The following is a 26,846-nucleotide window of genomic DNA, read 5'->3' as shown; positions in this document are numbered from 1 at the left end:
TGTTTCATCTCCATAGCTGCGGGGTAATCCGCGGGGGTCATCAGCCAGGGATTCCGAACACCCAGGTCGTCAAGAGCGCGAACACTGTGTCCAAGCCGTAGACGATACCCATGACGATCAGAACGAAGACGAGCACCACCCCGGTGAACTTGAACAGTTCCTTGCGAGTCGGGGTGACGACCTTGCGGAGCTCGGCGATGACCTGACGGATGAACAGGGCGATACCCCCGAAGAACCGGGAGAAGGGGTTGCCCTTCTTCTCGCGGGTGGCGCCGGCCGCGACGACCTCGCCGCGCGGTTCGTCCTGATCCATCCTGAATGTACCTTTCGTGTGTCAGCGTTGCGCTGACGCGCAGGGCGGACAGGAATCGAACCTGCAACCTGCGGTTTTGGAGACCGCTGCTCTGCCAATTGAGCTACCGCCCTAGAGACCAAGTGGTCTCGGGGTGTTCCTCCACCCTGTCACGATCCTGAGCCCCGTAGGCCTTAGGCATGGCGAAAGAATGCAGAAAACAACTGCTCCACAAGCATACGGCATCGATCCGGTGGCGCCGAACCGGGATGCGCAACAGCGGTTCTTGTTAGGCTCGGCGAGCGGTTTTAGGCGGAAGGAGTGCGGGTGAGCACTGAAGTGCAGCAGTTCCAAGTGGACCTGCGAGGAGTCGTTGATCTGCTCAGCCGGCACATCTACTCAAGCCCGCGGGTGTACCTGCGAGAACTTCTCCAGAACGCGCGGGATGCGATTACGGCCCGCCGCGACGTAGACGGGGGCGGCGGAAGAATCCGGATCACCCCGCTGACGGCGGAAAATGGCGAGTTTGTCTTACGAGACGATGGGGTCGGTCTCACGGCAACAGAGGTCGCCGATCTATTGGCAACCGTCGGCCGAAGCTCAAAACGCGACATCTTCGACCTTCCCCGTAGCGACTACCTGGGACAGTTCGGCATCGGCCTTCTCAGCTGTTTTATGGTCGCCGACACCATCGTCATCCGCTCGAGAAGTGCCAAAGGTGGCGCATCCGTCGAGTGGACCGGCAGCGCAGACGGCACCTTCCAGGTGGCCGAGATAGAAGAAGAGCTGCCGATTGGCACCAGCGTGCACCTCGTTCCTCGCTTCGACGCTGACGATCTCTTGCGTCCGGCTGCTGTGCGTGACCTGGCCACGACCTTTGGCGAATTTCTCCCGGTGCGAGTGAGCATCGATACCGGCGCTGGCGATATCGACATCACCAGAAGCGCCCCCTTCATCGACGCGGAGGACGACCCAGAACAGGCCATGCAGTATGGGAAAGACCTTCTCGGCGCGAGTCCGCTCGATGTCATTGAACTGAGCGACCCTGCCACCGGCACTCAAGGCCTTGCCTACGTGTTGCCCTATGCGCCGCCACCCGGAGCGAGGCAGGCGACGCGCATGTATCTCGGGCGCATGCTGCTTTCTGAGCGCGTCGACGACGTGCTGCCTGACTGGGCTTTCTTCGTGCGGTCTGTGATCGATTCGACCGGACTCTCCCCCACCGCGAGCAGAGAGTCTTTGGTGGAAGACGCGGCGCTTGAGCGTGTGCGTGAGCAGCTGGGCCACAGCATCCGCCGCTGGGTGTTGGAGCTCGGACTGCGCGAACCACACCGCCTCGCGCAGTTCGTTGCTGTGCACGAAGTCGGGCTCAAGTCGCTCGTGCGCCATGACGAAGAGCTCGCGCACTTTATCTCCCGCTGGCTGTCGGTAGAGACGACGCACGGCACGTTGCGGGTGGGCGACCTCGTCGAGCAGTACCCACACATTCGCTATGCCCAGTCGGTCGACGAGTTTCGGCAGGTGGCCGGCATTTCCGGCACGGATGAGGTGCTCGTCAACGGCGGCTACCTCTACGACGCCGACCTGATCCGGATGCTGCCAGATCTGTACCCGCACGTCACCGTCGAACAGGTCGACGTGACCGGTGAACTCGACCGCCTCGATCCGCCACCACTGGACGATCGCGATGCCGCTGTTGCTCTCGAAACCAGAGCGGGCGCTGTCCTGGCCGCATCCGAATGCTCGGTCGTCGTGCGATCGATCAATCAGCGGGAGCTGACCGGGCTCTATGTTGCCGACCCTGAAGTGCTCCGCACTATCGACCGCAACCGCACGAAGGGCGTCACCGGTGCGCTCTGGGGCGGCGTCCTCGACCGCATCGGCCATGCGTTGCCTTCAGGTAGCAGCGACGATCTGCGCGCGCGCCTGTGCTTGAACTGGTCGAACCAGGTCGTCCGGGCACTGGTACGCGTGCACGACGACGCCGTCTTCGCCCGTACGGTGCAGTTGCTCTATATTCAGGCGCTCCTCGCAGGACACCATCCACTCACCGACGCCGATCGCACGCTGATGAGCACTGCGCTGGCTGACCTCGTCTCACTCTCGGCTGGACTGGAAGGGGATACGTTCCCTCTCGGCGACGCCCACTGACACTCCACCGAAGGGTTCCGTTCATGGCACGTCCGCAGAAGCGCTTTCAGCAGTTGATCGAAGAGATCGATCGCACCCCCTGGGGCCCCGCAGAGCACGCGCTGGTCGCAGAAGCAGTGGCGCTAGCGGTGGAGTTGGGCGATGAGAGGTTGGAATACGAGGCGCGGATGCGCTTGACCGCTTCCGCGAACATGAACGGCGCCACCGATGTGATGCTCAACTCGTTTGCCTGGTGCCTCGCACACCACGACGCGGATCCACAGCGGTTCCCTGCCGACCTTGGCAATGGCGGAGCCGACCTAATGTGGCAGTTCAAGTGGATGGCGTCTTCGTTGCGCTCCTCCCCTGCGTTTTCTCAAGAACAGGTCGCGGCAGTGCTCGACGATATGGAGACGCACTACCGCGCGGCCGGTCTCGGCATGAGCGGTGTGCTCACCGCACGATTCGAGGATGCGTGGGATTCCGGTCGCACGGAAGAGGCCGAGGCATTGCGGGTGCAACTCGAGGCCGCCCCGCGCGATGACCACAGTCACTGCGATGCGTGCGGGCGTAGCCAGGTTGCCGGGTTCTTCGCTGATACGGACCGTGATGCCGCGGCTATCGCTCTCGTTGAGGAGATGATCGAAGGCGGTTTTTCCTGCGGCGAAGAGCCAGAACACGCGCTCTCTCGGGTGTTGCTGCCTTACCTGCGTGCCGGCCGTCTCGAAGAGGCTAAGACGGCGCACCTGCGCAGCTACCGGCTGGCGAAAGAGGCTCCGGACAATTTGCGCATCGTCGCCAACAACATCGTGTTCGCTGCCGTTACCGGCAACGAAGCACGCGCCCTTGCGCTGGTCGAGCGCCACATTTCCTGGCTCGCGCACGATGGCCTGAACGTAGACGCGCATTTCGCGGCGCTCGGCGCGCTGGCCGTCGCACTGGAGCGCGTCGCCGCGGCCGGCCATGGCGATACCCCGGTGCGGGGTGCAGACTCTGCGGCACTTGTTCCGTTCTTCGGTGAGCATGAAGGTGTCTGGGGCGCCGCCGACCTCGCCGCCTCCGCCTGGGCCGCGGCGGAACGCATCGGTGCAGAATTCGATGAGCGTGACGGTACCGATGGGCATGCGCGCAACCTCGAGCGCATGCGCGCACTGCGTTCAGAGCAGTATGACGTTCCGATCCGTTCGGATGCCTTCGTCGCTTCGACCCCGTCTGCGCTCCCGACAGACGCAGACGGCTGGTTCGAGCGGGTGCTACAGCTCGCGCAGTTCGGGGCAGAGCAGGAAACAATCGAAGCCCTCCCCCGCGCGCTCGAAATCGAGGACCCCGCGAAGCGCGCACAACTCCTGTCGATGCGTCTCGGCGTTTTGATCGCGCTCGAACACCCAGACGAAGCCGAGATGGTGCTTCCTGAGCGGATCTCCGCGCTGCGTGCGGCCGGCCTCGATGCGCAGGCCGACTTGGAGGAACGCATCGGCCTCGCCACCTTCGGCGCCAACACGCAGGAAGCGATGGCAGACCTCGAAGAGGCGATCGCGCAGTCCGACGACCTTCCCGCGTGGACGCGCGGCGATCTTGCCCTCAGCCGTGCCGCACTGCACCTGCGAGCAGGCGAAGCAGATGCAGCGCTCAACCACGCCGAGGTTGCCGCACGGTCGTTCGCCGAGGCAGAAGACACCCGCCTGTCGAACACGACCACTCTGGTGGCAATCTCGTCTGTGCTGAGCAAAGGCGACCTGGAGGCTGGCGGATCGATGCTCGACGCGTTCCTCGACCAGGATGACCTCAGCGCAGGGCACAGAGCGCAGGCGCTTCTCACGCGCGCACGTGTGCGTGGCGGCGGAAACGCGTATGTGGAAGGCGCAACCGATGCGGATGAGTCGTGCAGACTGCTCGCCGAAATCGGCGCCACCCGTGCGCTCGGAGACGCTCACCTCCTCGCAGGAGCACTCTGGGAAGACGCCAATGATGCCGAGAAGGCCGTCTCCCGATACCGTCTCGCTGCCCGTCTAGCGGGCGAAACCGGCGGCGACACCACAGCGGTTGACTTCCGTCTCGCGCGCGTCATGCTGAGCATTGGCGATGCCGAAGAAGCCGCCGAACTTTTCGGGGACATCCTGCAACGGGAAGAGGTCGCCGGGGTCGATGCGGGCTCGCGCGCGGTGACGGTGTCGATGCTCGCACGAGCACTCAGCGCGGCAAGCGAGTTCGGTCAAGCGGTCGGCGCACACGGCTATGCCGCTGAACTGTTCGGCGAGGCGGAAGAGCACGCTGACCAGGCGATGGCACTCGCCGAACAGGCGAAGATCCTGGCCCGCTTCGACGAGCACGACGAGGCGACAGCGCTCCTGGAATCCGCCGCAACCATCGTGCGACAGGCTCCGGATGCGGTGGGCGCTCTGGTCGACGTGCTGCACAGTCTCGGGCAGGCATACGCCGGAAGGCAAGATGAGCGCGCATTCGCTCTCTTCGATGAAGTGTCGACCCTCGCCCAAGAAAACGACGCAGCGTGGCTCGTCGCCGATGTGATGGACTCCCGCGGACGTGCTTTCGCAGCGCTCGGACGCATCGACGACGCCGTGGCGGCGGGGCTGACCGCCGCCGACGGGTTCGCGACACTTGGCGATACGGCATCTGCGGGCGGGTCAGAACTGTTCGCCGCACGGGTGCTCGCCGGAAACGAGCGAGCAGCCGATGCCGTACCGGTCTACCGCAGCACCATCGATCACGCGGCGGAGTTTCCGTCACTCCTGCAAGTGGCAGCACTTGAGCTCGGCGACGTTCTTACCTCACTCGGCCGACACGGCGAGGCCACAGAGGTCCGCGCGCTGATCGAGAGCTGAGCTTCGCCTAGAAAAACTGACGCCAGTTCGCCTTGGCCAGGTCGAGCAGTTCGTCGCCACGGCCAGACATCACCGTGCGAATCGCGTAGAGCGCGAAGCCCTTGACCTGCGCTGCCTCAATCGCTGGCGGCATGGAGAGTTCCTGTCGCTCTGTCACGACATCGAGCAGGGCCGGTCCGTCGTGGGCGAGTACCTCGCGCACCGCATCAGGAAGATCTTCACTGCGCTCCACTCGGCGCGCAAAAATGCCCATCGCTTCCGCAATCGCCGCGAAGCTGGGGTTCTCCAAGTCGGTCGCGTAGGTCACCAGACCCGCGGCCTTCATCTCCAGCTCAACGAAGTTCAAAGACGAGTTGTTGACCACGATCGTCTTCACCGGCAACTTGTTTTGAGTGAGTGTGATCAGCTCCCCCAGCATCATGGCGAGTCCGCCATCGCCGGCCAGCGCAACCACCTGCCGGTCGGGGTGAGCTGTCTGGGCACCAATTCCGTGCATGAGCGCGTTGGCCATCGATCCGTGAGTGAAAGACCCGATCAGACGCCTATTTTTTGTCATCGACAGGTAGCGCGCTGCCCATACCGTGGGGGAGCCGACATCGGCTGTGAAGATCGCATCATCGGTCGCCTGCTCATCCAAAAGCCGGGCGAGGTACTGCGGATGAATAGGTCCATCGCCGCGGGTGGGGACGGCCAGCTCATCGAGCTTCTTCCTGGTCTTGCGGTAGTGCGCGGTGGCGTCATCGAGGTGATGACGGTCATCCTTTTTCGCGATTCGTGGCAGCAGCGCCTCGGTAGTCGCACGCACATCCCCCACGAGACCCAGGTCGAGCGGATGCCGCTTGCCCAGCTGCGAGCCGCGAATATCGACCTGAATTGTGGTCGCATGCTCCGGATAGAACTGCTCGTAAGGGAAGTCACTGCCGAGCACCAAGACGGCATCGGCCGCCTCCATCGCTCTGAACCCAGAGGCGAAGCCCAGGAGTCCTGTCATCCCCACATCGAAAGGATTGTCGTATTCGATGAACTCTTTGCCGCGGAGGGCATGCACGATCGGCGCTCCGAGCTTGTCGGCGAGCGCGATCACTTCGTCATGCGCACCCTCCACCCCTGCTCCCGCAAGGATGGTGACCTTCTTCGAGTCGTTGAGCAGCGTCGCCGCCTTCTCGAGCTCAGTCGGGCTGGGGACGACAACGGGACGGGTGCGTTCGATCACGACGTTGCGGTCGTCGGCGATTTCAGCGAGGGCAACATCGCCGGGGATCACCAGCACGGCGACGCCACGTTGCTCGATCGCCGCACGCATGGCGATCTCCATCAACCGCGGCATCTGCTTCGCGTCGGCGACATACTCCACATAGACACTGCACTCACGGAAGAGTTCCTGAGGGTGCGTCTCCTGAAAGTAGCCCGTACCGATTTCGTTGGTGGGGATCTGCGCGGCGATGGCGAGCACAGGCACGCGCGAACGGTTCGCGTCATACAGGCCGTTGATGAGGTGCAGGTTTCCCGGGCCGCACGAACCGGCAACCACCGCGAGTTCACCCGTTGTCGCCGCGTCGGCAGCGGCGGCAAACGCAGCCGACTCTTCGTGGCGCACATGCATCCAGCGAATCGTGCCGTCTTTGCGCAACGCGTCAGTGAATCCATTGAGCGAGTCGCCCGGGATACCGTACACACGGTCGATCCCGTTGGCGCGCAGGGTTTTGACGATGTTCTCAGCGACGTTAGCCATACTTCGACCCTACGCCCGTGTCACCACTTTGGATCCGACTCAATACTCCTGCGGGCCATCGCGGTCTGGCTCTGCGCTGCGGTGGAATGCCCTGCCGGACACTGACGCGGGGGCGATCCGTACATAGACCCGCTTGAGGGTGGGGATCCAGGGCCGAAGCCCGGCGGCATCCGCGCGCTGTACGTCGGCGTCCGATTCCAACGCGATTGCATGGCCGCGAACAATCACGCTCCATGCGTCGGTGTCGGTGTGATCGTCAACCTCAAACAGCACGTCGCTGTTGACCGTCAGCTCGAACAGCTTGGTGCCTGGTGCTGTCCGCAACAAAATGCCCTCTCCATCAACGACGTAGTTGACCGGAAAGACATCGATCCTCTCGCCGACGTGGGTGATGAGTCGCCCGAGTTCCTGCGACCTGAGCCTCTCCCAGCTCTGTTCCGCAGTCAGGGTGTCGACGGGGTCAGTGTGCGCGCTCATGCCGCCATTGTGCCTGACCCGCGCCTCATCCGCACCCCTCCCTCTCGCTCTCCCCTCCCTCTCCCCCTCCCCTCCCAAGACTCGCTCCCGTCGCATTATCTGTCGCCTGGAACGATTCTGAGCGACAGAAAGTGCGACGGGAGCGAAATGGTTTGGGGGTTAGGAAGGGGAGGGGTGGGGGGGTTAGGCGATGCGGATGAGCTTCTTGTTGACGAACTCGTCGGCGGCCAGGTGGCCCAGCTCGCGCGAGGTGCCGCTGCGCTTGATGCCACCGAACGGAAGCTCTGGACTGTCGGCGAGCACGAGGTTCACGTAGACCATGCCTGCCTCGATCTTGTTGGCCACCCGTTCTGCCTGTTCGGCATCTGTCGTGAACAGGTAAGACCCGAGCCCGAAGGTCGTATCGTTCGCGAGCGCAACCGCCGCATCTTCATCTGCCACCCGGTAGACCACCGCCGCTGGGCCGAAGAGCTCCTCGTGGTACACGTTCATGTCACGGGTGACGTCGGCGAGCACGGTCGGAGCGAAGAACGCACCGTCTCTCGTGCCGCCAGTCAGCAGGGTCGCCCCCTGCTCCACAGCCTGATCGATCTGCTTCTGCAGGTTCTCTGCAGCGACCTCGGAGGAGACAGGTCCGAGGACCGTGTCATCGAGCGTCGGATCGGTCGCTTCGACGGCTGCCATCTTCTCGGTGAACTTCTGCACAAACGCGTCGTACAGATCATCGACCACGATGAACCGCTTCGCCCCGTTACACGCCTGCCCATTGTTGTCGAGACGCGCATCGACGCCCGCCTGGACAGTGGCGTCAAGGTCATCGGTCGAGAGCACAATGAACGGGTCAGAGCCACCCAGCTCCAGCGCGACCTTTTTGAGGTTGCGGCCTGCGATCTCCGCCACAGCGGCACCTGCACGCTCCGAACCAGTGAGCGAGACACCCTGCACGCGCGGATCAGCGATCATGCTCGCGATCTGCTCGTTCGTGGCGAGCACGTTCTGGTAAGCACCCTGCGGGAACCCTGCATCGTGGTAAATCGCCTCGACCGCTGTCGAAGACTCCGGGCACTGTGGTGCGGGCTTCAACAGAATCGTGTTGCCGACAATCAGGTTCGGAGCAGCGAAACGGACGATCTGATACGCCGGGAAGTTCCACGGCATGACGCCGACGAGCGCACCCAAAGAAGAGCGCCGCACAACCGCCGACCCCTCCCCCATGATCGCGATCGGCTGATCAGCCATGATCGCCTCCGCCTGATCTGCGTAGTACTCCGCAATGTCGGCAGAAAAATCCACCTCGCCGAGAGCAGCTTCGCGGGGCTTACCCATCTCGCGCACAAAGATGTCTGCCAGCTCTTCGCGACGCTCTCGATGCAGCTCCGCCGCGCGGCGAAGAAGCGCCGCACGGTCAGCGACCGTCGACGAACGAGACCAATCGCGGTGCGCTGCATCAGCAGCAGCAACCGCCTCCTCGATCTGCGCATCGGTGAAAGTATCGAAAGACGACAGCGTCTCTCCTGTTGCGGGGTTGATAACGGCGTAGTCGGTCATGACATGTCCTCTCGTGTGGTGGTGCGTGCCCTTCGACAAGCTCAGGGACCTACGGACTGCGTGCCCTTCGACAAGCTCAGGGACCTACGGACTCAAGCTCAGGGACCACCGGTGGTGGGATCAGGTGATCGGGATCAGCGTGTACTTGGTGGACAGGTATTCGTGGATGCCCTCGAGGCCGCCCTCCCGGCCGACACCCGACTGCTTGACGCCACCAAATGGAGCGGCAGCGTTGGAGACAACCCCCACGTTGAGTCCCATCATGCCGGTCTCGAGCTTGTCGATCATCCGCTGGCCGCGCTGCAGGCTCTCCGTGAAGACGTACGACACGAGACCGTACTCGGTGTCGTTCGCCAGGTGCACTGCTTCGTCTTCGGTTTCGAACGTCGCGATCGCGAGCACAGGACCGAAGATTTCTTCCTTGAGGATCGCGCTTCCCGCGACGACGTCTGTAAGCACCGTCGGCTCATAAAACGTGCCTGTGCCCTCGACAGCCTTGCCGCCGGCGAGCAGTTTCGCGCCCCGCTGCACAGCATCTTCGACGAGCTCGCTGGCTTTGGAGACCGCATCCGCGTCGATGAGCGGCCCGATCGCCACACCATCTTCGGTGCCTCGGCCGATCTTCATGTCGTTGACCCGCTCGGTCACACGACGCCCAAACTCCGCTGCGACGTCTTTGTGCACGATGAAGCGGTTCGCTGCGGTGCATGCCTGACCGATGTTGCGGAACTTGGCGGCGAGCGCACCATCCACTGCCTTGTCGAGATCTGCGTCGTCGAACACCACGAATGGGGCGTTGCCGCCGAGCTCCATCGACACTCGCAAGACACCTTCGGCGGCCTGCGAGATGAGCTTGCGGCCCACCTCCGTCGATCCGGTGAAGGAGAGCTTGCGCAACCGCGGGTCAGCGATGATCGGCGCCGAAAGAGCACTGGACTTCGACGTCTGCACAACGTTGACGACACCGGCAGGCAAGCCGGCTTCTTCCAGCAACTGGGTGAAGAACATGGTCGTCAACGGCGTGAGTGCCGGTGGCTTGATGACCACGGTGCACCCAGCGGCGAGCGCTGGTGCGATCTTGCGCGTTGCCATCGCGAACGGGAAGTTCCACGGTGTGACGAAGAACGACGGTCCGACCGGACGCTGCGAGACCACCATGTGGCCGGTGCCCTCTGGGTTGATCCCGTAGCGGCCGCTGATGCGCACGGCTTCTTCGCTGAACCAGCGCAAGAATTCACCGCCGTAACCGACCTCGCCTCGTGCTTCGGCGAGCGGCTTCCCCATCTCGAGGGTCATCAGCAGCGCGAGGTCTTCTTTGCGCTCCTGCACAAGGTCGAATGCGCGGCGAAGGATCTCGCTGCGTTCGCGTGGTGCTGTCGCTGCCCAGTCATCTTGCGCGGCGACAGCCGCGTCAAGAGCGCGCATGCCGTCTGCCGGGGTGGCATCGGCGATGGTGCGGATGACGTTGCCCGTTGCGGGGTCCTGCACATCGAAGGTGCCACCGTTTTCGCCATCAACCCACTGACCGCCAATGAAGAGGCCGGTGGGAATGCTGTCGAGAAGCGCCTGTTCGGTCTGAGTGCTCATGAGTCTCTTTCTGTCAGGAGTGGGAGTCAGCGGCGGCGTGCGCTCGGCGGGGCGTCGATGCCGAGAGTCTCACCGCGGAAGAAGGCTGGACGATGAATCGCGTTCCAGATCATCACCGCGATGCCGACGACAATAATCAACATCCCGAGAATGAACACAATTCCGACGCCGCCGATCTGCGAACCAGATCCGTAGGCAGGGTCCATCGAGTCGATCAGCGTGGTGAAGAACAAGACCACGAGAATGACGCCACCGACGAGCGGGAACAGGAACGTGAAGAACAGGTTGCGTGTGGAGTCGAACCACTGCTTACGGAAGTACCAGACGCAGGCGAACGCGGTGATCCCGTAGTAGAAGCAGATCATCATGCCGAGCGTCAGGATCGTGTCCCACAGCGTGTCTTCACTGACGACGCGCATCACGGCGTAGAACGCAGAGGCTGCGATGGCCGAAACGATGGTGGCGTAGCCGGGGGTGAAGAAGCGCGGGCTGACCTTGGCGAACGACTTCGGCAGTGCGCCGTAGTGGCCCATCGCCAGCAGTGTGCGGGCAGGTCCCACGAACGTGGACTGCAGCGACGATGCGGAGCTGGTGAGCACGGCGAGCGAGACGAGGAAGGCCAGCGGTCCGAGGATAGGACCGGACAGGAAGAAGAAGACGTTCTCTTGGATGTCTTCGTTGCCGAGCCCGAGGGTACCGGTGCCGACGCCCGCGAACATGATCATCGCGACGGCGAGCAGCAGGTACAGCGAGACGATTGTCAGCACCGTGGTGGTGGCAGCGCGACCCGGTGTTTTCTCCGGATCTTTGGTCTCTTCATTCATCGTGAGCGTGACGTCCCAGCCCCAGAAGATAAAGATCGAGAGGGAGAGGCCAGCTGCGACGGCGCTGAAGGAGGGGATGGCGAACGGGTTGAACCAGTTCAGGTCGAAGGGCTGGTAGTCGAACCCGTTCCCGTTGACGGCCTGCACGATCGCGGCGACAGCGAAAAACACCAGCACCAGCACCTGGAAGCTGACCAACCAGTACTGCAACTTCTGGGTGGTCTGCATGTCGCGGTACGACACCCAGGTCGCGCCGAGCATGAACAGCAGACAGACGCCGATGTTGATCCAGGTGATGCCGGCGATATCCGCGATCTCGGCGTTGCCGGTGATCTGCGAGATCAGGAGAAAGAGGAAGTCGACGGCGACGCCAGCGAGGTTCGATAGCACGAGGATCGTGGCGACGACGAGGCCCCACCCCGCCATCCAGCCGACCCACGGACCGAAGGCCCGCGCTGCCCAGGTGAAGGACGTGCCGGAGTCCGGCATCCGGTTGTTGAGTTCCCGGTATCCAAAGGCCACCAGGAGCATCGGGATGAAGCCGACGAGGATGATCGCCGGGATCTGTGCGCCGACCTCGGAGGCCGTGGGTCCGATCGCCGCGGTGAATGTGTAGGCAGGGGCGATGCAGGAGATGCCGATAACTACGGCACCGATGAGACCGACTGTTCCTGCACTGAGGCCTTTGGTCGAGATGCCGGTCGTGACGCCGGATTCAGGCTCTGTGGCCTTGTTGGTGCTGCTCATCAGCGTTCTCCTGCTTCGTTGCGGGTGCGCGGGACGACAACCATCGGGACGGGAAGTTCGTGCAGCATCTTCGCCGCGGTGGACCCAAGGAAGAGTCGCTTGGGTTGAGCGAGCCGGCTGGAACCGACAAGCACGATCTCGCCAGGGAGCCAGGCGAGGCGCGCGACGGCATCCTCGACCGAATCGCCGGGGGCATCTTCGGCCACAGCCTGAAGGGTGTCTGGCAGCACTTCGCGGGCAACCGACAGCACTTCTTGCGCATGCGTGGTGCCGACGACGCGGATTGCCCCGGTGTCGAGCCCCGGAGGAACATCGAAAGGCACCAGCGACACAAGGCGAAGGTCTACTCCGCTGTCACCGGCGAGCGCGACTGCCTCATCCAGCAGAGCATCAGCGCCAGGACGAGTTCCGACCGCAGCGGTGACGCGCGGAATCAGGTGGTCGTCCTGTTGGGCGGTGCCTACCGGGGCGAGCGCTACCGGGATGGTGGAGGAGTGCAGCAGCTCGGATGCGACGCTGCCGAGACGGTGACGACCGAGGATTCCTCCACCCGCCGCACCGATCACGATTACTCGGGCATCGAACTCTTCACCGGCGGCGATGAGCCCTTCGGCAAACGACTCCGAAAAGCGCACGTGGCCGCTGCGGCGCAGTTCCTGGGGCAAACTCACCACTGCATCGCTCAGCCACTTCTTGGCCTGCGCCTTGACGTGCTCTTCGTAGGCACGCTCCGGGGGCACGGCTGCACTGCGGGTGCCTTCATTCGGCAGAACGATGACGAGGTGCAAAGTTGCGTTGAGGCTCTGGGCGAGGCGCGCGCCGAGGGCCGCTGCGTCTGCGCCGGAGTCTGTCGCCGTGTATCCGACGACGATCGAACCGGCCATCAGTTGCTGCTCTCGGCGACGCCAGCGTCACGGCCGGCTTCACGGCTGGCCTCAACGATGTTGGCGGCCACGAGGTGGCCCATCCGGATGGCACCATCGACGTGCTGGTAGCCAGCGCCTGCCATGTCGCTGCAGGCGAACTGGATAGGACCGACGGCGGTACGAAGATCAGCTCCGTACCGGTGCAGACCTCCCATGTCGAAGCTTGCGGCGTACGCACCGCGTGTCCACTCTTCGCTACCCCAGTCGCTTTCGTAATAGACGACAGGGTTCTTCGCTTCTGGCCCGTAGTAGTGCGAGAGCGACTCGAGGATGCGCTCTTTGCGCTCTTCTGCCGACAGCTCGAACACGCCGTCTGCGTTCGCGTCGGACACGAAGCCGACAAGGGTGCCTCGTTCGTCGCCGTGGTTGGTGTTGTCGTACGCCTCGTGAGAGAGCTCGTACGGGCTGAAAGCGGTGCCGCTGAGGCCCTGCTCACGCCAGAACGGACGGTCGTACACGGCGTGGACCTTGATCACGAATCCCATCGACAGGTGCTGGTGCAGCTGGTGCTGGCGACGCGGCAGTGGCGGGACAAAGGCGATGCGACTGTAGAGCACTGGTGCGTGCGCGAGAATCGCGTGGCGAGCGCGAACGGTCACCTCGTCTGTGGTCGCGACGACACCGGCATCCGTCCACTCAAGGCCACGCACCGGCTGGTTCAGGAGCACGTCGTCGCCGAGACGCTCAGCAAGGCGCAACGGGACTTCCTGCAGCCCGCCGACGACGCGCTTGTCGAGAATGAAGTCGGCATCGACGAGATTCGAGTACGAGCCCGCTGACGCTGCCATCAGCAGCGACTGCAACAGAGAGAACGTGTGCGTCGGCTTGGTGAGCATCGCAGAACCTGTGGCAAATGCGAGGTTACGCACGGCCTCATCGTCATCCGTCTGCTTGCGTAGCCAGGCATCCCACGTGATGGAGTCCCAGTCGGCAGCGTTCGGGTGCGCCCATGGACGGTCGGGGTCGATCTCGGCGACGAGGGCGTCGAGGATGTCGGTGATCCGAGCGATCTCTGCCTCGGTCTCCGCGGCCACGGGGAACATCTCGCCGGTGAAGCGGTGCGCCTTTCCATCGGGGCCGACATACACACTGTCGCCTTCGCGGTAGCGGCTGTACGTTTCCAGGCCCAGCTCTTCGATGGTCTCGATGAGCGCCTCTTGATCTGGCGACACCCACTGGCCACCGATCTCGAGCATGGCACCGTCGATTACATCGGTCCAGAGGCGTCCGCCCACGCGGTCGCGGGCCTCCAGCACGGCGACAGAAAGACCAGCCTTGCGCAGGTCGTTCGCCGCGGTGAGCCCTGCGGCTCCTGCTCCGATGATCAGTACGTCACGAGTGATCTCAGTCATCTGCAACTCCTTCGTTGGTGTGTAGTACCGGTCGCGACCCGAAATCCCCCGATTTGGGTCGCGACCGGACAGGGGTGGAAGCCGCGCGGCGCGCGGCTTCACGCTTTTATGCCGCGGCGAGAGCCGCTGCGACGACGTCGATTCCTTCGTTCAGCAAGTCATCTCCGATAGACAACGGAGGCAGGAAGCGGATGACGTTGCCGTACGTTCCGCAGGTGAGCACAATGACGCCCTGGGCCACGCACGCCTTGGCGACAGCAGCAGTCAGTGCAGCGTCTGGAGCGTTGGTCTCGGGATCAACGAACTCGGCAGCGATCATCGCACCGTGGCCCCGCACATCGCCGATACGTGCATCGCTCTGCTGGATTACCGAAAGTCGCTCGGTGAGGATCGCACCAATCTCGCGCGCACGCGCGATCACGCCGTCGTTCTCGAACACGTCGATCGCGGCGAGCGCCGCCGCACAGGCGATCGGGTTGCCGCCGTATGTGCCACCGAGGCCGCCAGCGTGGGAGGCATCCATGATCTCTGCGCGTCCGGTGACTGCCGCGAGCGGCAGACCGCCAGCAATACCCTTCGCCGTTGTAATGAGGTCTGGCTCGATGCCGAAGATCTCGCTCGCGAACATGTGTCCGGTGCGGGCGAAGCCGGTCTGCACCTCATCGGCGATGAACACCACGCCGTTTGCGCGGCACCACTCGACGATTGCGGGAAGGAATCCGTCGGCGGGGACGATGAATCCGCCCTCGCCCTGAATTGGTTCGATGACGACAGCGGCCAAGTTGTCTGCGCCGATCTGCTTCTCCAGCTGGAGGATGACACGCGCTGCGGCCTCGTTGCCCTCCAGTCCGTCCCGGAAGGGGTACGACATCGGCGCCCGGTAGACCTCGGGAGCGAAGGGCCCGAATCCACTCTTGTATGGCATCGACTTGGCGGTAAGAGCCATCGTCAGGTTGGTACGACCGTGGTAGCCGTGGTCGAACGCAACGACCGCCTGGCGACCGGTGTACTTGCGAGCGATCTTGATCGCGTTTTCCACAGCCTCGGCGCCGGAGTTGAACAGGGCGCTCTTCTTGGCGAAATCCCCGGGCGTCACGCGGTTGAGCGCTTCGGCGACACCGACATACGACTCGTAGGGCGAGACCATGAAGCAGGTGTGGGTGAACTGCGCCACCTGAGCGGCCACGGCGGCAGCGATCTTCGGGTGCGCGTTTCCGACAGACGTCACCGCAATGCCGGAACCGAGGTCGATGAGCGAGTTGCCATCCGCATCCACCACGACTCCACCACCGGCAGCAACCGCAGCAATCGGCACGCTGTGCCCGACGCCCGCGGCCACCGCATCGGCCTTGCGCGCCAGAACCTCAGCGGAGCGAGGACCAGGAAGATCCGTTACCAAGCGACGTTCCTGAGGAAGGTCGGGCCCGCCGAGCGGGACTGCAGGAGCTGAGGTGTCAACAAGAGCCATGCTGGTGAGCGTACGACCACGGAGGAGGCGAGCACACTCGCCGCTCTGTACAATATTTGGAAGATACTCGCCAATTCGTATAAGAGTCAGAAGGTGCCGTGGTTACGACCGCAGAAACGAACCTGCGCGCACTGCTCAACCGTCGAGACCTCGGACTCTCGCTCGTGCACAGCGAAAGCGAGATCCCCGCTGGCGCGCTCGATCGTCCGCTGCGATGGGTGCACAGCTCCGACCTCGCTGACCCCACCCCTTTTCTCTCTGAAGATCTCGCCCTCCTGACAACTGGCACGCAGTTCGACCAGGCCGTGAACATCGACACCTACGTTGGCCGGCTCGCAGACCGGGGAATCCTGGGCTTGGGGTTCGGCACAGAGGTACACAGAGCAGGCATCCCTGAAGCGTTGGTCACAGCCTGCGCTGCACACGGGATTCCGCTTTTCGAGGTGCCGTACCGCACACCGTTCATCGCTGTGGCTCGCGCCCACTCCGAGGCGATTGCCGCTCAGGCGTATGCACGACGGTCGTGGGCGCTGGACACCCAGCGCGCGCTGGCCCTCGCTGCACTCCGCCCTCATGGCCTGGATGCGACAGTCTCAGAACTCGGCAAGCGACTGGGCGTCTGGGTGGGACTGTTCGACACGGCCGGGGCGCTGAGCTTGTCGCGTCCGCGCGATGCCATCGATCCTGACGTGCGGGAGGCGCTCGACGATCGCGTGGCAGAGATTTTGACCCGCGGACTCGAAACAGGACAGTCCCTGCGGATCGACGCGCATGCCTTCATGCTCTTCACCATCGGACGCGGCGGCCACCTGCGCGGAGTCATGGCGCTTGCCGTCGACTCGCTAGACCCCGAAGCACGCTCCGTCGTCACCTCTGTGATCGCGATGGCGGGGCTCGCACTTGAGCAAAGCGGACAGCTGGCGCGCCGCCGTCGACGACTGCACACCCAGTTGCTGCGGTCTCTGCTCACCGATGATCCTGCTCTCGCGAGGCGTGTGCTCGGCGGACTTCCCCCCACCCCAATGGTGGTGGCGGTCGCTGCCGATGTTCCCTCCGGCCCCCTCTCGGACTGGTGGGAGAGGCATCGCGCAGAGCACGGCACTCCGGTCTTTCTCGCCGATTCTGAAGACGGCGTCACGATGTGTGTCTCCGCCGCTGACGAGGAATTGCTGGACCAGGTGGCCGCGCGATTCGGCGGTCGGATCGGCGTCTCAGACCAGGAGACGTATACCTCGTTCAATCGCGCGCATGCACAGGCCGTCACCGCGCTCCGCCAGCAGGCATCGCCCGGCATCGCGCGATACGCCGACACCGTGGGCTCAAGCATTCTTACCGCGCTGGCGACCGATGAAGCCCGCCTCGTCGCAGAGTCGCGCCTTGCTCCCATTCGGGAGCACGACAAACGGAACAGCACGGAACTCGAACGTTCGTTGCAGACATGGCTGGAACATGATGCCAAGACCGAGTTCGCCGCTGCTGTGCTCGGCGTACACAGACACACGTTGCGCTCCCGGATCGCTCAGGCAGGGGCGATGCTCGAAATCGACCTGTCGACGTTCCCCGCCAGAGCCGAACTCTGGACCCTCTTGCACACGGCCCGCGACTGAACGCAAGACAACAGCCGTCAGATGACCGGCGTCACCTCTGCGTCGACCAAGCGATCGGTGAACGCGGTTTTCGGGACAAAGACCAGGATGATGGCGGCGACAATCGCCGTCGCTCCGCAGACGACCCACACCGTGAAGTAGCCGGCCAAAGAACCAGCGGTTCCTTCGCTTCCTGCCGCGGTGCTTGCGACACCCTGCAGCAACGCGATCCCAAAGACACACGAAGCGATAGCTCCGCCGACCGTCTTGACGGAGTTCGTGAGGCCTGTCGCCACACCGGTCTGTGTTGCCGGAGCGGCGGAGGCGGCAGCCGCAGGCAACGCGGCAACCAACGCACCAGATCCCAGCCCCACGATCACCATGTTCGTCACGACCTGGGCATAGGTGTCGTGGAAGGGCAGGAACATCAAGAAGCCGATGCCGACCAGCACCGAAGCCCCCATCAGAGTGAAGCGCGGTGTTGCCAGTCGGGCAGCTGTCGCGAAAGACAACGCCCCCACGATCATCGCGATCAGGTAGCCGCCGATAATCAGCGACGTCGCGAAGCCACCGGTACCGAGGCCATAGCCATACATGTCTGGATCGGTGCGCGCGAACGTCGAAAGCGGCGCCTGGGCTCCCAGCACGCTCACCCCAAACAAACCAGCGGTGAGGAACACAGGGCCGAGTGCAGGTGAGCGGAACATCCGCACATCAATCAGCGGATCCTTGCAACGTAGCTCCCAGAGCACGAAAGGAATGACAAGCAGCAGACCGAAAACAACGACGGCCCACGACCAGGGATTCACCAGGCCACCCTCGAGCCGAAGCAGGCTGAGCCCCCCAGTGAAACAGACAAGAGCGAGAGAAATAAGGATGAGGCCGATCGTGTCAAACAGCCCGCCCACGGGATCTGGCGACTCGGTAACGCCAAACAGGATGACGAAGAAACACACCACGATCAGCAGGGCGGGGATCAGCAACACCACCGTGAGCGGCAGCACATCGATGAGCGCCCCTCCGACGAGCGCGCCGATAATTGCGCCACCTTCGAGAGCGGCCACCAGAAGCCCCGCCGCCTTCGCGGTGATAGACGAGCGCCCCTCCATCCGCCGGGAGCGCGACCAGATCAGCGCAATCTCCAACGGAAGCCACACCACGTAGAAGCCCATCAGCGCCCACGCGGCAAGGAACACAGTAAAGGAGTCGGTGAAAGGAAGCACCAACGCGGCTGCCGCTGTTATGGCAGTCGAGATGAGCAGCATCCGCTTGTGGCCCACCATGTCGCCGAGCTTCGCGAAGGCAGGAACAACCAGCGCAGACAACATGAGCTGCGCGCCTTCGAGCCAGTTGACGTCCGCGTCATGGATACCGAGGTTGCGCGCGATATCGCTGAGCATCGGCGTGTAGTAGCCCTGCAGCACACCGCTGGTGAACTCCACGAAGGCAAGGAAACCGACGACGGTGGCGAGCGTGCCCAATGTGCGATTGCGCGACATCGCGTCTCCTACTTCCTAAGCGGATATCCCTGTACGAAACAGAGAGCGGGTGAAATCACCCTAGCCGTTCGAGGAGCGCCCGATGGAATCGCTCCCCCCGCTCCAGGGCGGCGATCTCGACGCTTTCATCGACACCGTGGATCGAGGCTCGCTGCGCGTTTGACATATCCAACGGCGCGAAACGGTACACCGCTGGCGCGAATCGGTGGAAGTGACGAGAGTCGGTGGCGGCCATCATCACGTACGGTACGGCTGGCACCCCCGGGTACGAAGCCTCAAGCGCTGAGGCGAGCAGCGAGAACTGCGCGTTGTCTGTTGCGGACTCCGGCGACGGCTCGCTCGCTTCGATCACGTGAACGGCGACGAGTGGGTCACGAATGCGTCTGCGCACCCTAAACACGGTCTCTTGGGTGGTCTCCCCCAGCGCAATGCGCAGGTTCACCGTGGCTGATGCCTGCGACGGCAGCACGTTTGCCGCTGTGCCGCCGGACTGCATGGTGGGCGCGACGGTCGTGCGCACCAGCGCTGCCGGTTCGCCACCGAGGGCAGCGAAAACTTGAGCGGTCAGCAGGGGCGCCGAGCCGAGCAGCCGGAGCAGATGTTTGGCCGGGCCCGGCGTCTGCACAGACAGCTGCGACAGCATCCGGAGGATCGCCTTCGAGGCGCGTGGACGGAAAGTCGTGGGCCCCAGCCGGTCGACAGCTCTGGCGATGCGTCGCACCGCGGTAAGAGATGGTGGCGCTGACGCATGTCCACCCTCGCCGCGGGTTGTCAGGCGAAGCGTCATCACGCCTTTCTCACCGACACCGATCATCGCCGCTCGACCGGGAACAAACGGCAGTGGTGCGTCGACGACAGCGCCACCCTCATCGACCACCAGCCAAGGCACAATCCCGCGATCGCGCAGCACTCCCGCGATCTCTTCAGCAGCCTTGCCGTAGGTCTCCTCGTTGCCGCCGAAAGAGAGGTAAACGTCGCGCGGCGGCACGAAACCGTCAGCGAGCAGGTTCTCGACCGCTTCGAGAACGACGATCAATGGGCCCTTGTCGTCCAAGGTTCCGCGGCCATAAACCGAGCCATCGGCAATCACACCGGCAAAAGGGGGGTGTGTCCACGCATCACTTTCATCGACAGGCACGACGTCGTAATGGGCCATCAGCACGGCGGGACCGCCGGTAGCTTCGCCGCTTCCCTTCCAGTGGAACAGGAGTCCGAAGTCAGTGTGCCGTTCCAGGTGTAGCTGCTGATGCACGAGCGGATACAGCTCGGCGATCAGTGCAACGAACTGCTCGAACGGCTCAGAACCACGCTCATCGAGCTCGGCCGAGACGGTGGGGATGCGAATCATCTGCGAAAGCCGTTCGGCGATGCCGGGGCGCACTGTCGGTATCGTCACGTTTCCATCGTATCGAGGGGCCCTCCACAGATCGCCACGGAACCACCTTCTCCCCATTCACCGTGGGCGAGGGTTTGCCCTTGGCAAGATGGGAGCTTCCACCGAGAATGAGAGCGTGCCGACCTTGACCGAACCGCAAACCTGGACTTTGATCATCTCCGCCATCGCGGTGGTGATCGCGATGATGACGCTCATCTCGACCCTGTTCGTCCGCATCATCAAGACCGAGATTGGCGGGGTCACTGCGCAACTCGGAGCTCTGAACACGAAAATCGAGGGTCTCGACCGAGACGTGCAAGCGCTCGTTAAGCGCAACTTCGGACTCGACCGCGGCTAGCGCTGCGGAGAGCGAAAGCGTTCGTCCACCCACGCCCGAGGCGTGAGCTCAGTGCAGTGCGTTCACTTCGATGAATGAACGGAGTGCATGCTCGTCATCCGCCATCTCGGTCACGTGCTGCGGAGCATCGAGCATCGCCTGCAGCTCAGGCGCGTACCCCAGCTCCACGCCGATGGCCTCGTGGATAGTTTCGGCGAACTTTTCTGGCTTCGCAGTCTCCAGCACGAGCATCGGCACACCAGGCTCGATGTATTCACGGCCCACCTTGACGCCGTCTGCCGTGTGCGGATCGATGACCTCGCCTGTCGTCTCGTAGACCGCACGGATCGTGGCAAGCCTGTCTTCGTGGGTTGAGGTACCGCTGACGATGCCGAACTCCTCGACGAACCGCTCCTGCTCAGCAGTGAAGTCGAAGTAGCCCTGGGCTTCGAGATCGTCCCACGCGCCCACCACACGGGCAGGGTCGCGTCCGACCAACTCGAAGATGAAACGCTCGAGGTTGGAGGCCTTAGAGATATCCATCGACGGGCTCGAAGTAGCGAGTGTCTGGGCGGCGCTCCGCGGACGGTAGATGCCGGTACGGAAGAACTCATCGAGCACGTTGTTCTCGTTCGCCGCGAGCACGAGACGGCGAATAGGCAGTCCCATCTGCTTCGCGAAGAACCCGGAGAGAATGTTGCCGAAATTGCCAGAAGGCACCGTGAACGACACCTCCGTCCAACCGCCCGCATCTGTCGCCCGCAACCAGGCCCAGAAGTAATAGACAGTCTGCGCAGTGATGCGAGCGAGGTTGATGGAGTTCACCGCGCCCAGGTGTTGCGCGCGCTTGAAGTCCAGATCGCCTGCAAGTTTCTTCACCAAGTTCTGGCAGTCGTCAAAGACGCCCTCGACCGTGATGTTGTGCACATTCGCATCGTCGAGCGAGAACATCTGCGCCCGCTGGAAGGCACTCATGCGGCCCTGGGGAGACAGCATGAAGACCGACACGCGGTCTTTGCCACGCAATGCGTGCTCTGCCGCCGAACCGGTGTCGCCGGAGGTGGCACCAAGAATATTGAGAACCGAGTCGTTGCGCTCCAGGGTGTACTCGAGCGCCTGTCCGAGGAACTGCATGGCCATGTCTTTGAACGCCAGCGTTGGCCCCTCAGAAAGGCCGACGAGCGTCAGGTCAGCGTCGATTGCGCGCAGCGGAACCACGCCATCGGGGAAGTCGGCGTATGCAGCATCGGTCATTCGTGCCAGATCGGCACGCGGAACGTCGGTGGCGAAGAGCCCGAGCACTTCAGTCGCCAGCTGCGGGTAGGTCAACGCGCGCCAGCGCTCCAGCGTCTCGCCGTCAACAGTTGGCATGGCCTCGGGTACAGCCAATCCGCCATCGGGGGCGAGACCCTCCAGGAGCGTCTCGCTGAAGGACTGCGGCTGCATGCCGCCGCGGGTGGAGATGAATTGCACGTTGGCTCCTCGGCTCTGGACTCGGCGTGTCCATTCTCGCAGGCCAACGCGCGCCGCGTTGACGCTGTGACGGATCCCTCCGTGCCCGCGGACGGCAGGTTAGATCCACCCACGCTCTTCGGCGATCAGCACCGCCTGTTGCCGCGTGCTCACCGCGAGCTTTCCCAAGATCACCGAGATGTGGTTACGCACGGTACCGGGGGCGAGGGCGAGCGCTTTGGCGATTTGACCCGTGGTCTCCCCGCGACGCCCTGCCCTCAAAACATCGAGCTCCCGACCGGTGAGTGGCGAGCGCTCATCACTTAGCGCGTCGGCTGCGACCTCCGGATCGACATATCGGGCACCGGCTGCCACCCGCCGGATCACGGCTGCGACTTCGTCTGCCCCCCGCGATTTGGGCAAGAATCCAGAAACGCCCGACGCCAGGGCGCGACGCAGCACGCCGGGGCGAGCGTGGCGGGTCACGACGACGCAGCGCGTCACGATTGCCTTATTCAGCTTTTCTGCCACTTGCACCCCGTCGAGGCCTGGCATCTCGAGGTCTAAAAGGCACACGTCTGGCTGCACGCGCAGAGCTTCGGCAACGGCACTCTCGCCGTCGGCGCACTCCGCGACCACCTCGATGTCTGGCTCCAACCGCAACAGTGCCGCAAGAGCCGAGCGAATCATTCCCTCGTCATCGGCGAGCAATACGCGGATCATCTCGCACCCTCCCCCGCCGGTGGCACGGTCACCACGACCATGAAGTCGTGCGCACTGCGGCGAATCTCCACAGCACCGTCTGCTTCTTCAATTCGGCGTTGCACACCGGCCAACCCTGAACCGTCTGTTTCATGCTCTCCCCCTGGCGCCGGATCGTTGGCAATTTCGTATCGCCATGCGTCAGCTGTTCGCGTCAACGAAAGGCGCGCACGCTTTCCGCCGCCGTGTCGCAGCACGTTAGTTGTCGTCTCTCGGATGACAGGGCCCAGCGCTGATGCGGGCGCAGAATTGGCAGCCGCGTCTATTACCGCCTCAACTTCAAGACCGGCTGCGGTGAGCAGATCGCGGGCGTTGGCCAACTCGTCACCCAATGGCACTGAACGAAAACGCATTGCCAGATCTCTCGTACCCCGGCGTGCGTCATCGACGCTCACGCGGGCGGCACGCAGTTGCTCCATCCCCTCTTCCGGGGTGTCTGGGAGTAGCCTCTCCGCCAACTCAAGTTGCAACGCAATGACCTGAAGATGATGCCCCTGCAGGTCGTGCACGTCGGTGGCCACCCTGAGCCGCTCTTGGGTGGCGGCGAGCTTCGCCTCCGACGCGCGCGCCCGATCGAGAGTGATCAGCACATCCCACCACCAGAGCGAGCTGACAGTCACCGCCGGAAGGATTACCGTGATGACGGCAACGAACAGCGAATCCCCCTCCGGCGAGTCCCCGAGCGGCGAGTCGATAGCGGCGAGCGCAATGAGCAGGATGGTGACCGCGACCACCACTTTGTAGCGCACTCCGCGCGGCCAGTTGAGCAGCACAAGCGCCTGCACGATGGGGATCAGCGCCAACTGCCAACTCCCTACAACTGCGCCGGCGGCAGCGCCGTAGAGGACAGCCACCAGAATCGGCGCAGCGAGGCGTCTCCAGCGCACAGCTGACTCTTCGTCAGACCTGCGCCGATAGTCGAGCATCATGAACACGGTCGACGCACACCAGATGAGCCCTCCCCCCGCCACGATCAGGCTGCTGAAGCTCTGTCGATCGAGCACGAGGGCGATGGCCGCCCATGCCCCGATCATGACTAGCTCGATGGTCAGTATCCCCGCCACGGTGTACCACCATGCGACGGTGATACCGCGCGACAGATGGCGAGCTCCCGGCCGGTTTGCGACGGGAATGAAGGGCTCGTTGGGGCTGGTCACGGTCTCACGATACGGGCGTGACAGTTGTCACGGATACGTCGTGCAATCCACCTGCAAAGCGGTGACAGCTCGACACTGCCGCGCTGGCTCCTGTTCCGGTGGACTGAGGTCATCGCAACGGAGACACCGTTTCGAACCAACAGCCGGGAGCACCCCATGAACCTCATCGAGAACTTTCAGAACCTAGTAGCCCAGGTTCCCGAGCTTGTGCAGCCGCTTGTCGTCGCACTTGCCGGAGCTGTTCCGTTCATCGAGGGCGAGGGGGCAGCCAGCATCGGCATTATCGGTGGAATCAGCCCCGTGATCGCTGTGATCGCCGCCATCGTCGGGAACTTCGTCTGCGTCGCCGTGCTGGTGACGCTGAGCTCAGGTGCCCGCGCTGCCGTCGTCAACCGTACGAAGGCGAAGCAGCTGGCACTCGCTGGTGGAATCGCAACCGATGTCGAAGTCGAACCGGCACCCCACACCCCCACTTCGGCCCGTCATCAGAAGTTTCAGCGTGCGTTGGAGCGCTACGGCGTACCGGGAGTCAGCCTGCTTGGACCGTTGCTGCTACCCACACAGTTCACCGCGACGACGCTGGCGGCAATGGGGATCAGCAAGGCACGAGTCTTGTTCTGGCAGGCACTCGCGATCATCGGGTGGACCAGCATCATCGCTTTCGTCATCGAAAACGCACTCCTACCGATCAGCTGACATAGCCAAGAGGGGGGAGCGCGATCTGAGGTCGCGCTCCCCCTCTGCTAGTTCATCGTCCCCTGAGTTCATCCTTTTGTGTACTGTTGGAGCATGACCTCCGCCCTCGCGTCGCTCACCCACACAGCGGCAGTCGCCCGATTGGGTCACGCCCTCTCTGATCCCACCCGCGCCGGCGTCTTGCTGGCGCTGAGGGAATCCCCCCGCTACCCCGCCGATTTGGCAGAAACCCTCGGCGTCTCACGGCAGGCAATGTCAAACCACCTCGCCTGCCTCCGCGGGTGCGGACTGGTGGAGAGTGAGCCCGATGGCCGCCGCAGCAGCTACCGCCTGGCCGATCGTCATCTCGCGCCTGCGCTCGACATGCTGATGCGCGTCACACTTCTTGTCGAGCCAGACTGCTGCACGGGCGAAAGCTGCACCTGCTGATGACGACGACAGCCTCCGCCGCGCGTCGCGAAACGCTGCACCGCCGCATCCGCCTGATCGTCGGCATCACGATCGCGTACAACCTCATCGAGGCGATCATCGCGATCACCGCCGGAACCATCGCCTCGTCTGCCGCTCTGGTCGGTTTCGGACTGGACTCCACAATTGAGGTGCTGTCTGCGGCGGCCGTCGCATGGCAGTTCACCCGCCGCGATCCTGAGCGCTGGGAAAAGCCGACACTGCGCGTGATCGCTGTCGCTTTCTTTGCTCTGGCGATCTACGTCACCGCAACCTCCGTCTCCGCGCTGATCACGATGGAGCGTCCGGAACACAGCACGATCGGCATTATCCTCACCGCCGTCAGCGTCGCGGTGATGCCCTTTCTCTCCTTCGCTGAGCGACGTGCAGGACGCGAACTGGGATCGGCCACCGCGGTAGCCGACTCGAAGCAAACCCTCATCTGCACCTATCTTTCTGCCGCAGTGCTGGTCGGACTCGTCGCCAACTCGCTCTTCGGCTGGTGGTGGGCCGATGCGGTCGCCGGGTTGGTCATCGCCGTGTTCGCGCTGCGAGAGGGAATTGAAGCGTGGAAGGGCGATGCGTGCGCGACGTCTGTCGGAATGCTCTTGGAAGACGAAGACGACGATCACCACGACCATGACCATGGGCACGACCACCACCACTAGCGTCAACGGCGCCCGCTCCGCCTAAGTTGGAGAGATGGATACCTCTCCCCTCCCGCCGGCAGATCTGCGCGGCCGCACCGTTCTCATCACGGGAGCAAACGCCGGCATCGGCTACTGGTGCGCGGAACAGCTCGCGGCGCGCGGTGCACGGGTGCTGCTCGGATGCCGCTCCCCCGAGCGTGCAGAGATCGCCGTGGCGGCGATCCTGAGCCAGGTGAAGGATGCGGACCTACGCATCATCCCCCTCGATCTCGGATCGCTCGAGAGCGTGGCCCTCGCCGCCGCCGAGGTGGCGGAACCACTCGATGCGATCATCTGCAACGCGGGCGTGAAAGCGGCAAAGCACACCGACCGCACCAGCGACGGGTTCGACTTGATGGTCGGTACAAATTTTCTCGGCCACTTCGCGCTCGTCGCTCAGCTAGAACCGTTACTCACTCCTGACGCCAGGGTCGTGACGGTCGGTTCACTCGCCCACCGGTTCGCTCCGCTTGACCCTGCGAGCATCGGAACCCAGTGGCAGGGCGCCTCACTCCGGCACTACGGACGCTCGAAAGCGGCACTGATGGCATTCACATTCGCGCTTGCCGAGCGGTGGTCTGACTCTCAACGCATCGCGGTCTGCGCCCACCCCGGCTATGCGGTTGACCCGCTCACTCCGCCCCGACCAGGCCTCGCGGAGGTTTCTCGTTTGGTGCGCACCCTCGCGAAGCCAACCCGCGTGCTCGTGCAGGGCAAAGATGGCGCAGCGTTGCCGATCGTGCATGCCACCACCGGCATAGACATTGCCAATGGCGACTATTGGGGTCCGAGTGGGCTCAATGAGTTCCGCGGAGCGCCGGTGCGCGTGAGCGCGTCTGACGAGGTCCGTTCGCCAGAAACGGGAGCTGCCCTGTGGGCAGCGGCTGAACGACTCACCGAGGTGCCCTTCCCCGATTAAG

General features: G+C 63.6%; 22 protein-coding genes and 1 tRNA gene. 8 read left to right on the top strand and 15 right to left on the bottom strand.

The window, feature by feature from the left end; all coding sequences use genetic code 11:
• Positions 1–40: 40 nt before the first annotated feature.
• On the bottom strand, positions 41–313 hold the full coding sequence (gene secE, locus AB0O87_RS05560; protein ID WP_363512468.1) for a preprotein translocase subunit SecE: 273 nt from the start codon (positions 311–313) through the stop codon (positions 41–43).
• Between the two features lie 40 nt (positions 314–353).
• Positions 354–426 (bottom strand) — tRNA-Trp (locus AB0O87_RS05555).
• 187 nt (positions 427–613) lie between these two features.
• Between AB0O87_RS05555 and AB0O87_RS05550 the strand changes: the two genes are divergently transcribed.
• Positions 614–2,443, top strand: coding sequence for an HSP90 family protein (locus AB0O87_RS05550; protein ID WP_363512466.1), 1,830 nt, complete (start codon positions 614–616; stop codon positions 2,441–2,443).
• Between the two features lie 23 nt (positions 2,444–2,466).
• Positions 2,467–5,265, top strand: coding sequence for a hypothetical protein (locus AB0O87_RS05545; protein ID WP_363512464.1), 2,799 nt, complete (start codon positions 2,467–2,469; stop codon positions 5,263–5,265).
• Between the two features lie 7 nt (positions 5,266–5,272).
• On the opposite strand, the gene poxB is transcribed toward AB0O87_RS05545, so the two are convergent.
• From poxB to gabT, 8 genes are all read right to left on the bottom strand, one after another.
• Complete coding sequence (gene poxB, locus AB0O87_RS05540) at positions 5,273–6,997, bottom strand: ubiquinone-dependent pyruvate dehydrogenase (protein WP_363512462.1); 1,725 nt, start codon at positions 6,995–6,997, stop codon at positions 5,273–5,275.
• A gap of 39 nt (positions 6,998–7,036) precedes the next feature.
• Positions 7,037–7,474 carry a pyridoxamine 5'-phosphate oxidase family protein gene (locus AB0O87_RS05535; RefSeq protein ID WP_363512460.1) on the bottom strand — a complete coding sequence of 146 codons (438 nt, stop codon included), beginning with the start codon at positions 7,472–7,474 and terminating at the stop codon, positions 7,037–7,039.
• A gap of 183 nt (positions 7,475–7,657) precedes the next feature.
• Positions 7,658–9,022, bottom strand: coding sequence for an NAD-dependent succinate-semialdehyde dehydrogenase (locus AB0O87_RS05530; RefSeq protein WP_363512458.1), 1,365 nt, complete (start codon positions 9,020–9,022; stop codon positions 7,658–7,660).
• Between the two features lie 120 nt (positions 9,023–9,142).
• Positions 9,143–10,609: an NAD-dependent succinate-semialdehyde dehydrogenase gene (locus AB0O87_RS05525; RefSeq protein ID WP_363512456.1), complete on the bottom strand. Its 1,467-nt coding sequence runs from the start codon at positions 10,607–10,609 to the stop codon at positions 9,143–9,145.
• 26 nt (positions 10,610–10,635) lie between these two features.
• On the bottom strand, positions 10,636–12,180 hold the full coding sequence (locus AB0O87_RS05520; protein WP_363512454.1) for an APC family permease: 1,545 nt from the start codon (positions 12,178–12,180) through the stop codon (positions 10,636–10,638).
• Positions 12,180–13,064: a universal stress protein gene (locus tag AB0O87_RS05515; RefSeq protein WP_363512452.1), complete on the bottom strand. Its 885-nt coding sequence runs from the start codon at positions 13,062–13,064 to the stop codon at positions 12,180–12,182. Before AB0O87_RS05515 ends, AB0O87_RS05520 begins: the two co-directional genes overlap by 1 nt.
• Positions 13,064–14,503, bottom strand: coding sequence for an NAD(P)/FAD-dependent oxidoreductase (locus tag AB0O87_RS05510; RefSeq protein WP_363512942.1), 1,440 nt, complete (start codon positions 14,501–14,503; stop codon positions 13,064–13,066). Before AB0O87_RS05510 ends, AB0O87_RS05515 begins: the two co-directional genes overlap by 1 nt.
• A gap of 61 nt (positions 14,504–14,564) precedes the next feature.
• Complete coding sequence (gabT, locus tag AB0O87_RS05505; protein WP_363512450.1) at positions 14,565–15,926, bottom strand: 4-aminobutyrate--2-oxoglutarate transaminase; 1,362 nt, start codon at positions 15,924–15,926, stop codon at positions 14,565–14,567.
• A gap of 98 nt (positions 15,927–16,024) precedes the next feature.
• On the opposite strand from gabT, the gene AB0O87_RS05500 reads away from it, so the two are divergent.
• Positions 16,025–17,533, top strand: a complete 1,509-nt coding sequence (locus tag AB0O87_RS05500) for a PucR family transcriptional regulator ligand-binding domain-containing protein (protein ID WP_363512448.1) — start codon at positions 16,025–16,027, stop codon at positions 17,531–17,533.
• Between the two features lie 17 nt (positions 17,534–17,550).
• Here the strand turns inward: AB0O87_RS05500 and AB0O87_RS05495 are convergent, their stop codons facing one another.
• Together AB0O87_RS05495 and AB0O87_RS05490 are read right to left on the bottom strand one after the other, a co-directional pair.
• On the bottom strand, positions 17,551–19,011 hold the full coding sequence (locus tag AB0O87_RS05495; protein ID WP_363512446.1) for an MFS transporter: 1,461 nt from the start codon (positions 19,009–19,011) through the stop codon (positions 17,551–17,553).
• Between the two features lie 55 nt (positions 19,012–19,066).
• Positions 19,067–20,407, bottom strand: a complete 1,341-nt coding sequence (locus AB0O87_RS05490) for a M20/M25/M40 family metallo-hydrolase (RefSeq protein ID WP_363512445.1) — start codon at positions 20,405–20,407, stop codon at positions 19,067–19,069.
• Positions 20,408–20,522: 115 nt separating this feature from the next.
• On the opposite strand from AB0O87_RS05490, the gene AB0O87_RS05485 reads away from it, so the two are divergent.
• Entirely contained in the window at positions 20,523–20,744 is a 222-nt protein-coding gene (locus AB0O87_RS05485; protein ID WP_363512443.1) for a hypothetical protein, read from the top strand.
• A gap of 48 nt (positions 20,745–20,792) precedes the next feature.
• Here the strand turns inward: AB0O87_RS05485 and thrC are convergent, their stop codons facing one another.
• The 3 genes from thrC to AB0O87_RS05470 form a co-directional block, all read right to left on the bottom strand.
• Positions 20,793–22,196, bottom strand: coding sequence for a threonine synthase (gene thrC, locus AB0O87_RS05480; protein ID WP_363512441.1), 1,404 nt, complete (start codon positions 22,194–22,196; stop codon positions 20,793–20,795).
• 99 nt (positions 22,197–22,295) lie between these two features.
• The gene (locus tag AB0O87_RS05475; RefSeq protein ID WP_363512439.1) at positions 22,296–22,898 is read right to left on the bottom strand and encodes a response regulator transcription factor; all 603 of its coding nucleotides are present in this window, start codon (positions 22,896–22,898) and stop codon (positions 22,296–22,298) included.
• Positions 22,895–24,094 carry a histidine kinase gene (locus tag AB0O87_RS05470; protein WP_363512437.1) on the bottom strand — a complete coding sequence of 400 codons (1,200 nt, stop codon included), beginning with the start codon at positions 24,092–24,094 and terminating at the stop codon, positions 22,895–22,897. The genes AB0O87_RS05475 and AB0O87_RS05470 overlap by 4 nt, the downstream gene beginning before the upstream one ends.
• A gap of 156 nt (positions 24,095–24,250) precedes the next feature.
• Here AB0O87_RS05470 and AB0O87_RS05465 point away from each other — a divergent pair, with 156 nt between their 5' ends.
• From AB0O87_RS05465 to AB0O87_RS05450, 4 genes are all read left to right on the top strand, one after another.
• A complete protein-coding gene (locus AB0O87_RS05465) occupies positions 24,251–24,790 on the top strand; it encodes a small multidrug efflux protein (RefSeq protein WP_363512435.1) in 540 nt (179 codons plus the stop codon).
• A 93-nt stretch (positions 24,791–24,883) separates the two neighbouring features.
• Positions 24,884–25,219 (top strand): metalloregulator ArsR/SmtB family transcription factor, encoded by a 336-nt coding sequence (locus tag AB0O87_RS05460; protein ID WP_363512433.1) that lies wholly within the window; start codon positions 24,884–24,886, stop codon positions 25,217–25,219.
• On the top strand, positions 25,219–25,905 hold the full coding sequence (locus tag AB0O87_RS05455) for a cation transporter (protein ID WP_363512431.1): 687 nt from the start codon (positions 25,219–25,221) through the stop codon (positions 25,903–25,905). Before AB0O87_RS05460 ends, AB0O87_RS05455 begins: the two co-directional genes overlap by 1 nt.
• 34 nt (positions 25,906–25,939) lie before the next feature.
• Entirely contained in the window at positions 25,940–26,845 is a 906-nt protein-coding gene (locus AB0O87_RS05450) for an SDR family NAD(P)-dependent oxidoreductase (RefSeq protein ID WP_363512429.1), read from the top strand.
• Position 26,846 lies beyond the last annotated feature (1 nt).

Origin of the sequence: Microbacterium sp. NPDC076768, from assembly GCF_040687205.1 — a bacterium.
Taxonomy (GTDB): Bacteria; Actinomycetota; Actinomycetes; order Actinomycetales; family Microbacteriaceae; genus Microbacterium.
The sequence above is the reverse complement of the archived record's forward strand: the minus strand, read 5'-3'. Positions and strand labels throughout refer to the sequence as shown.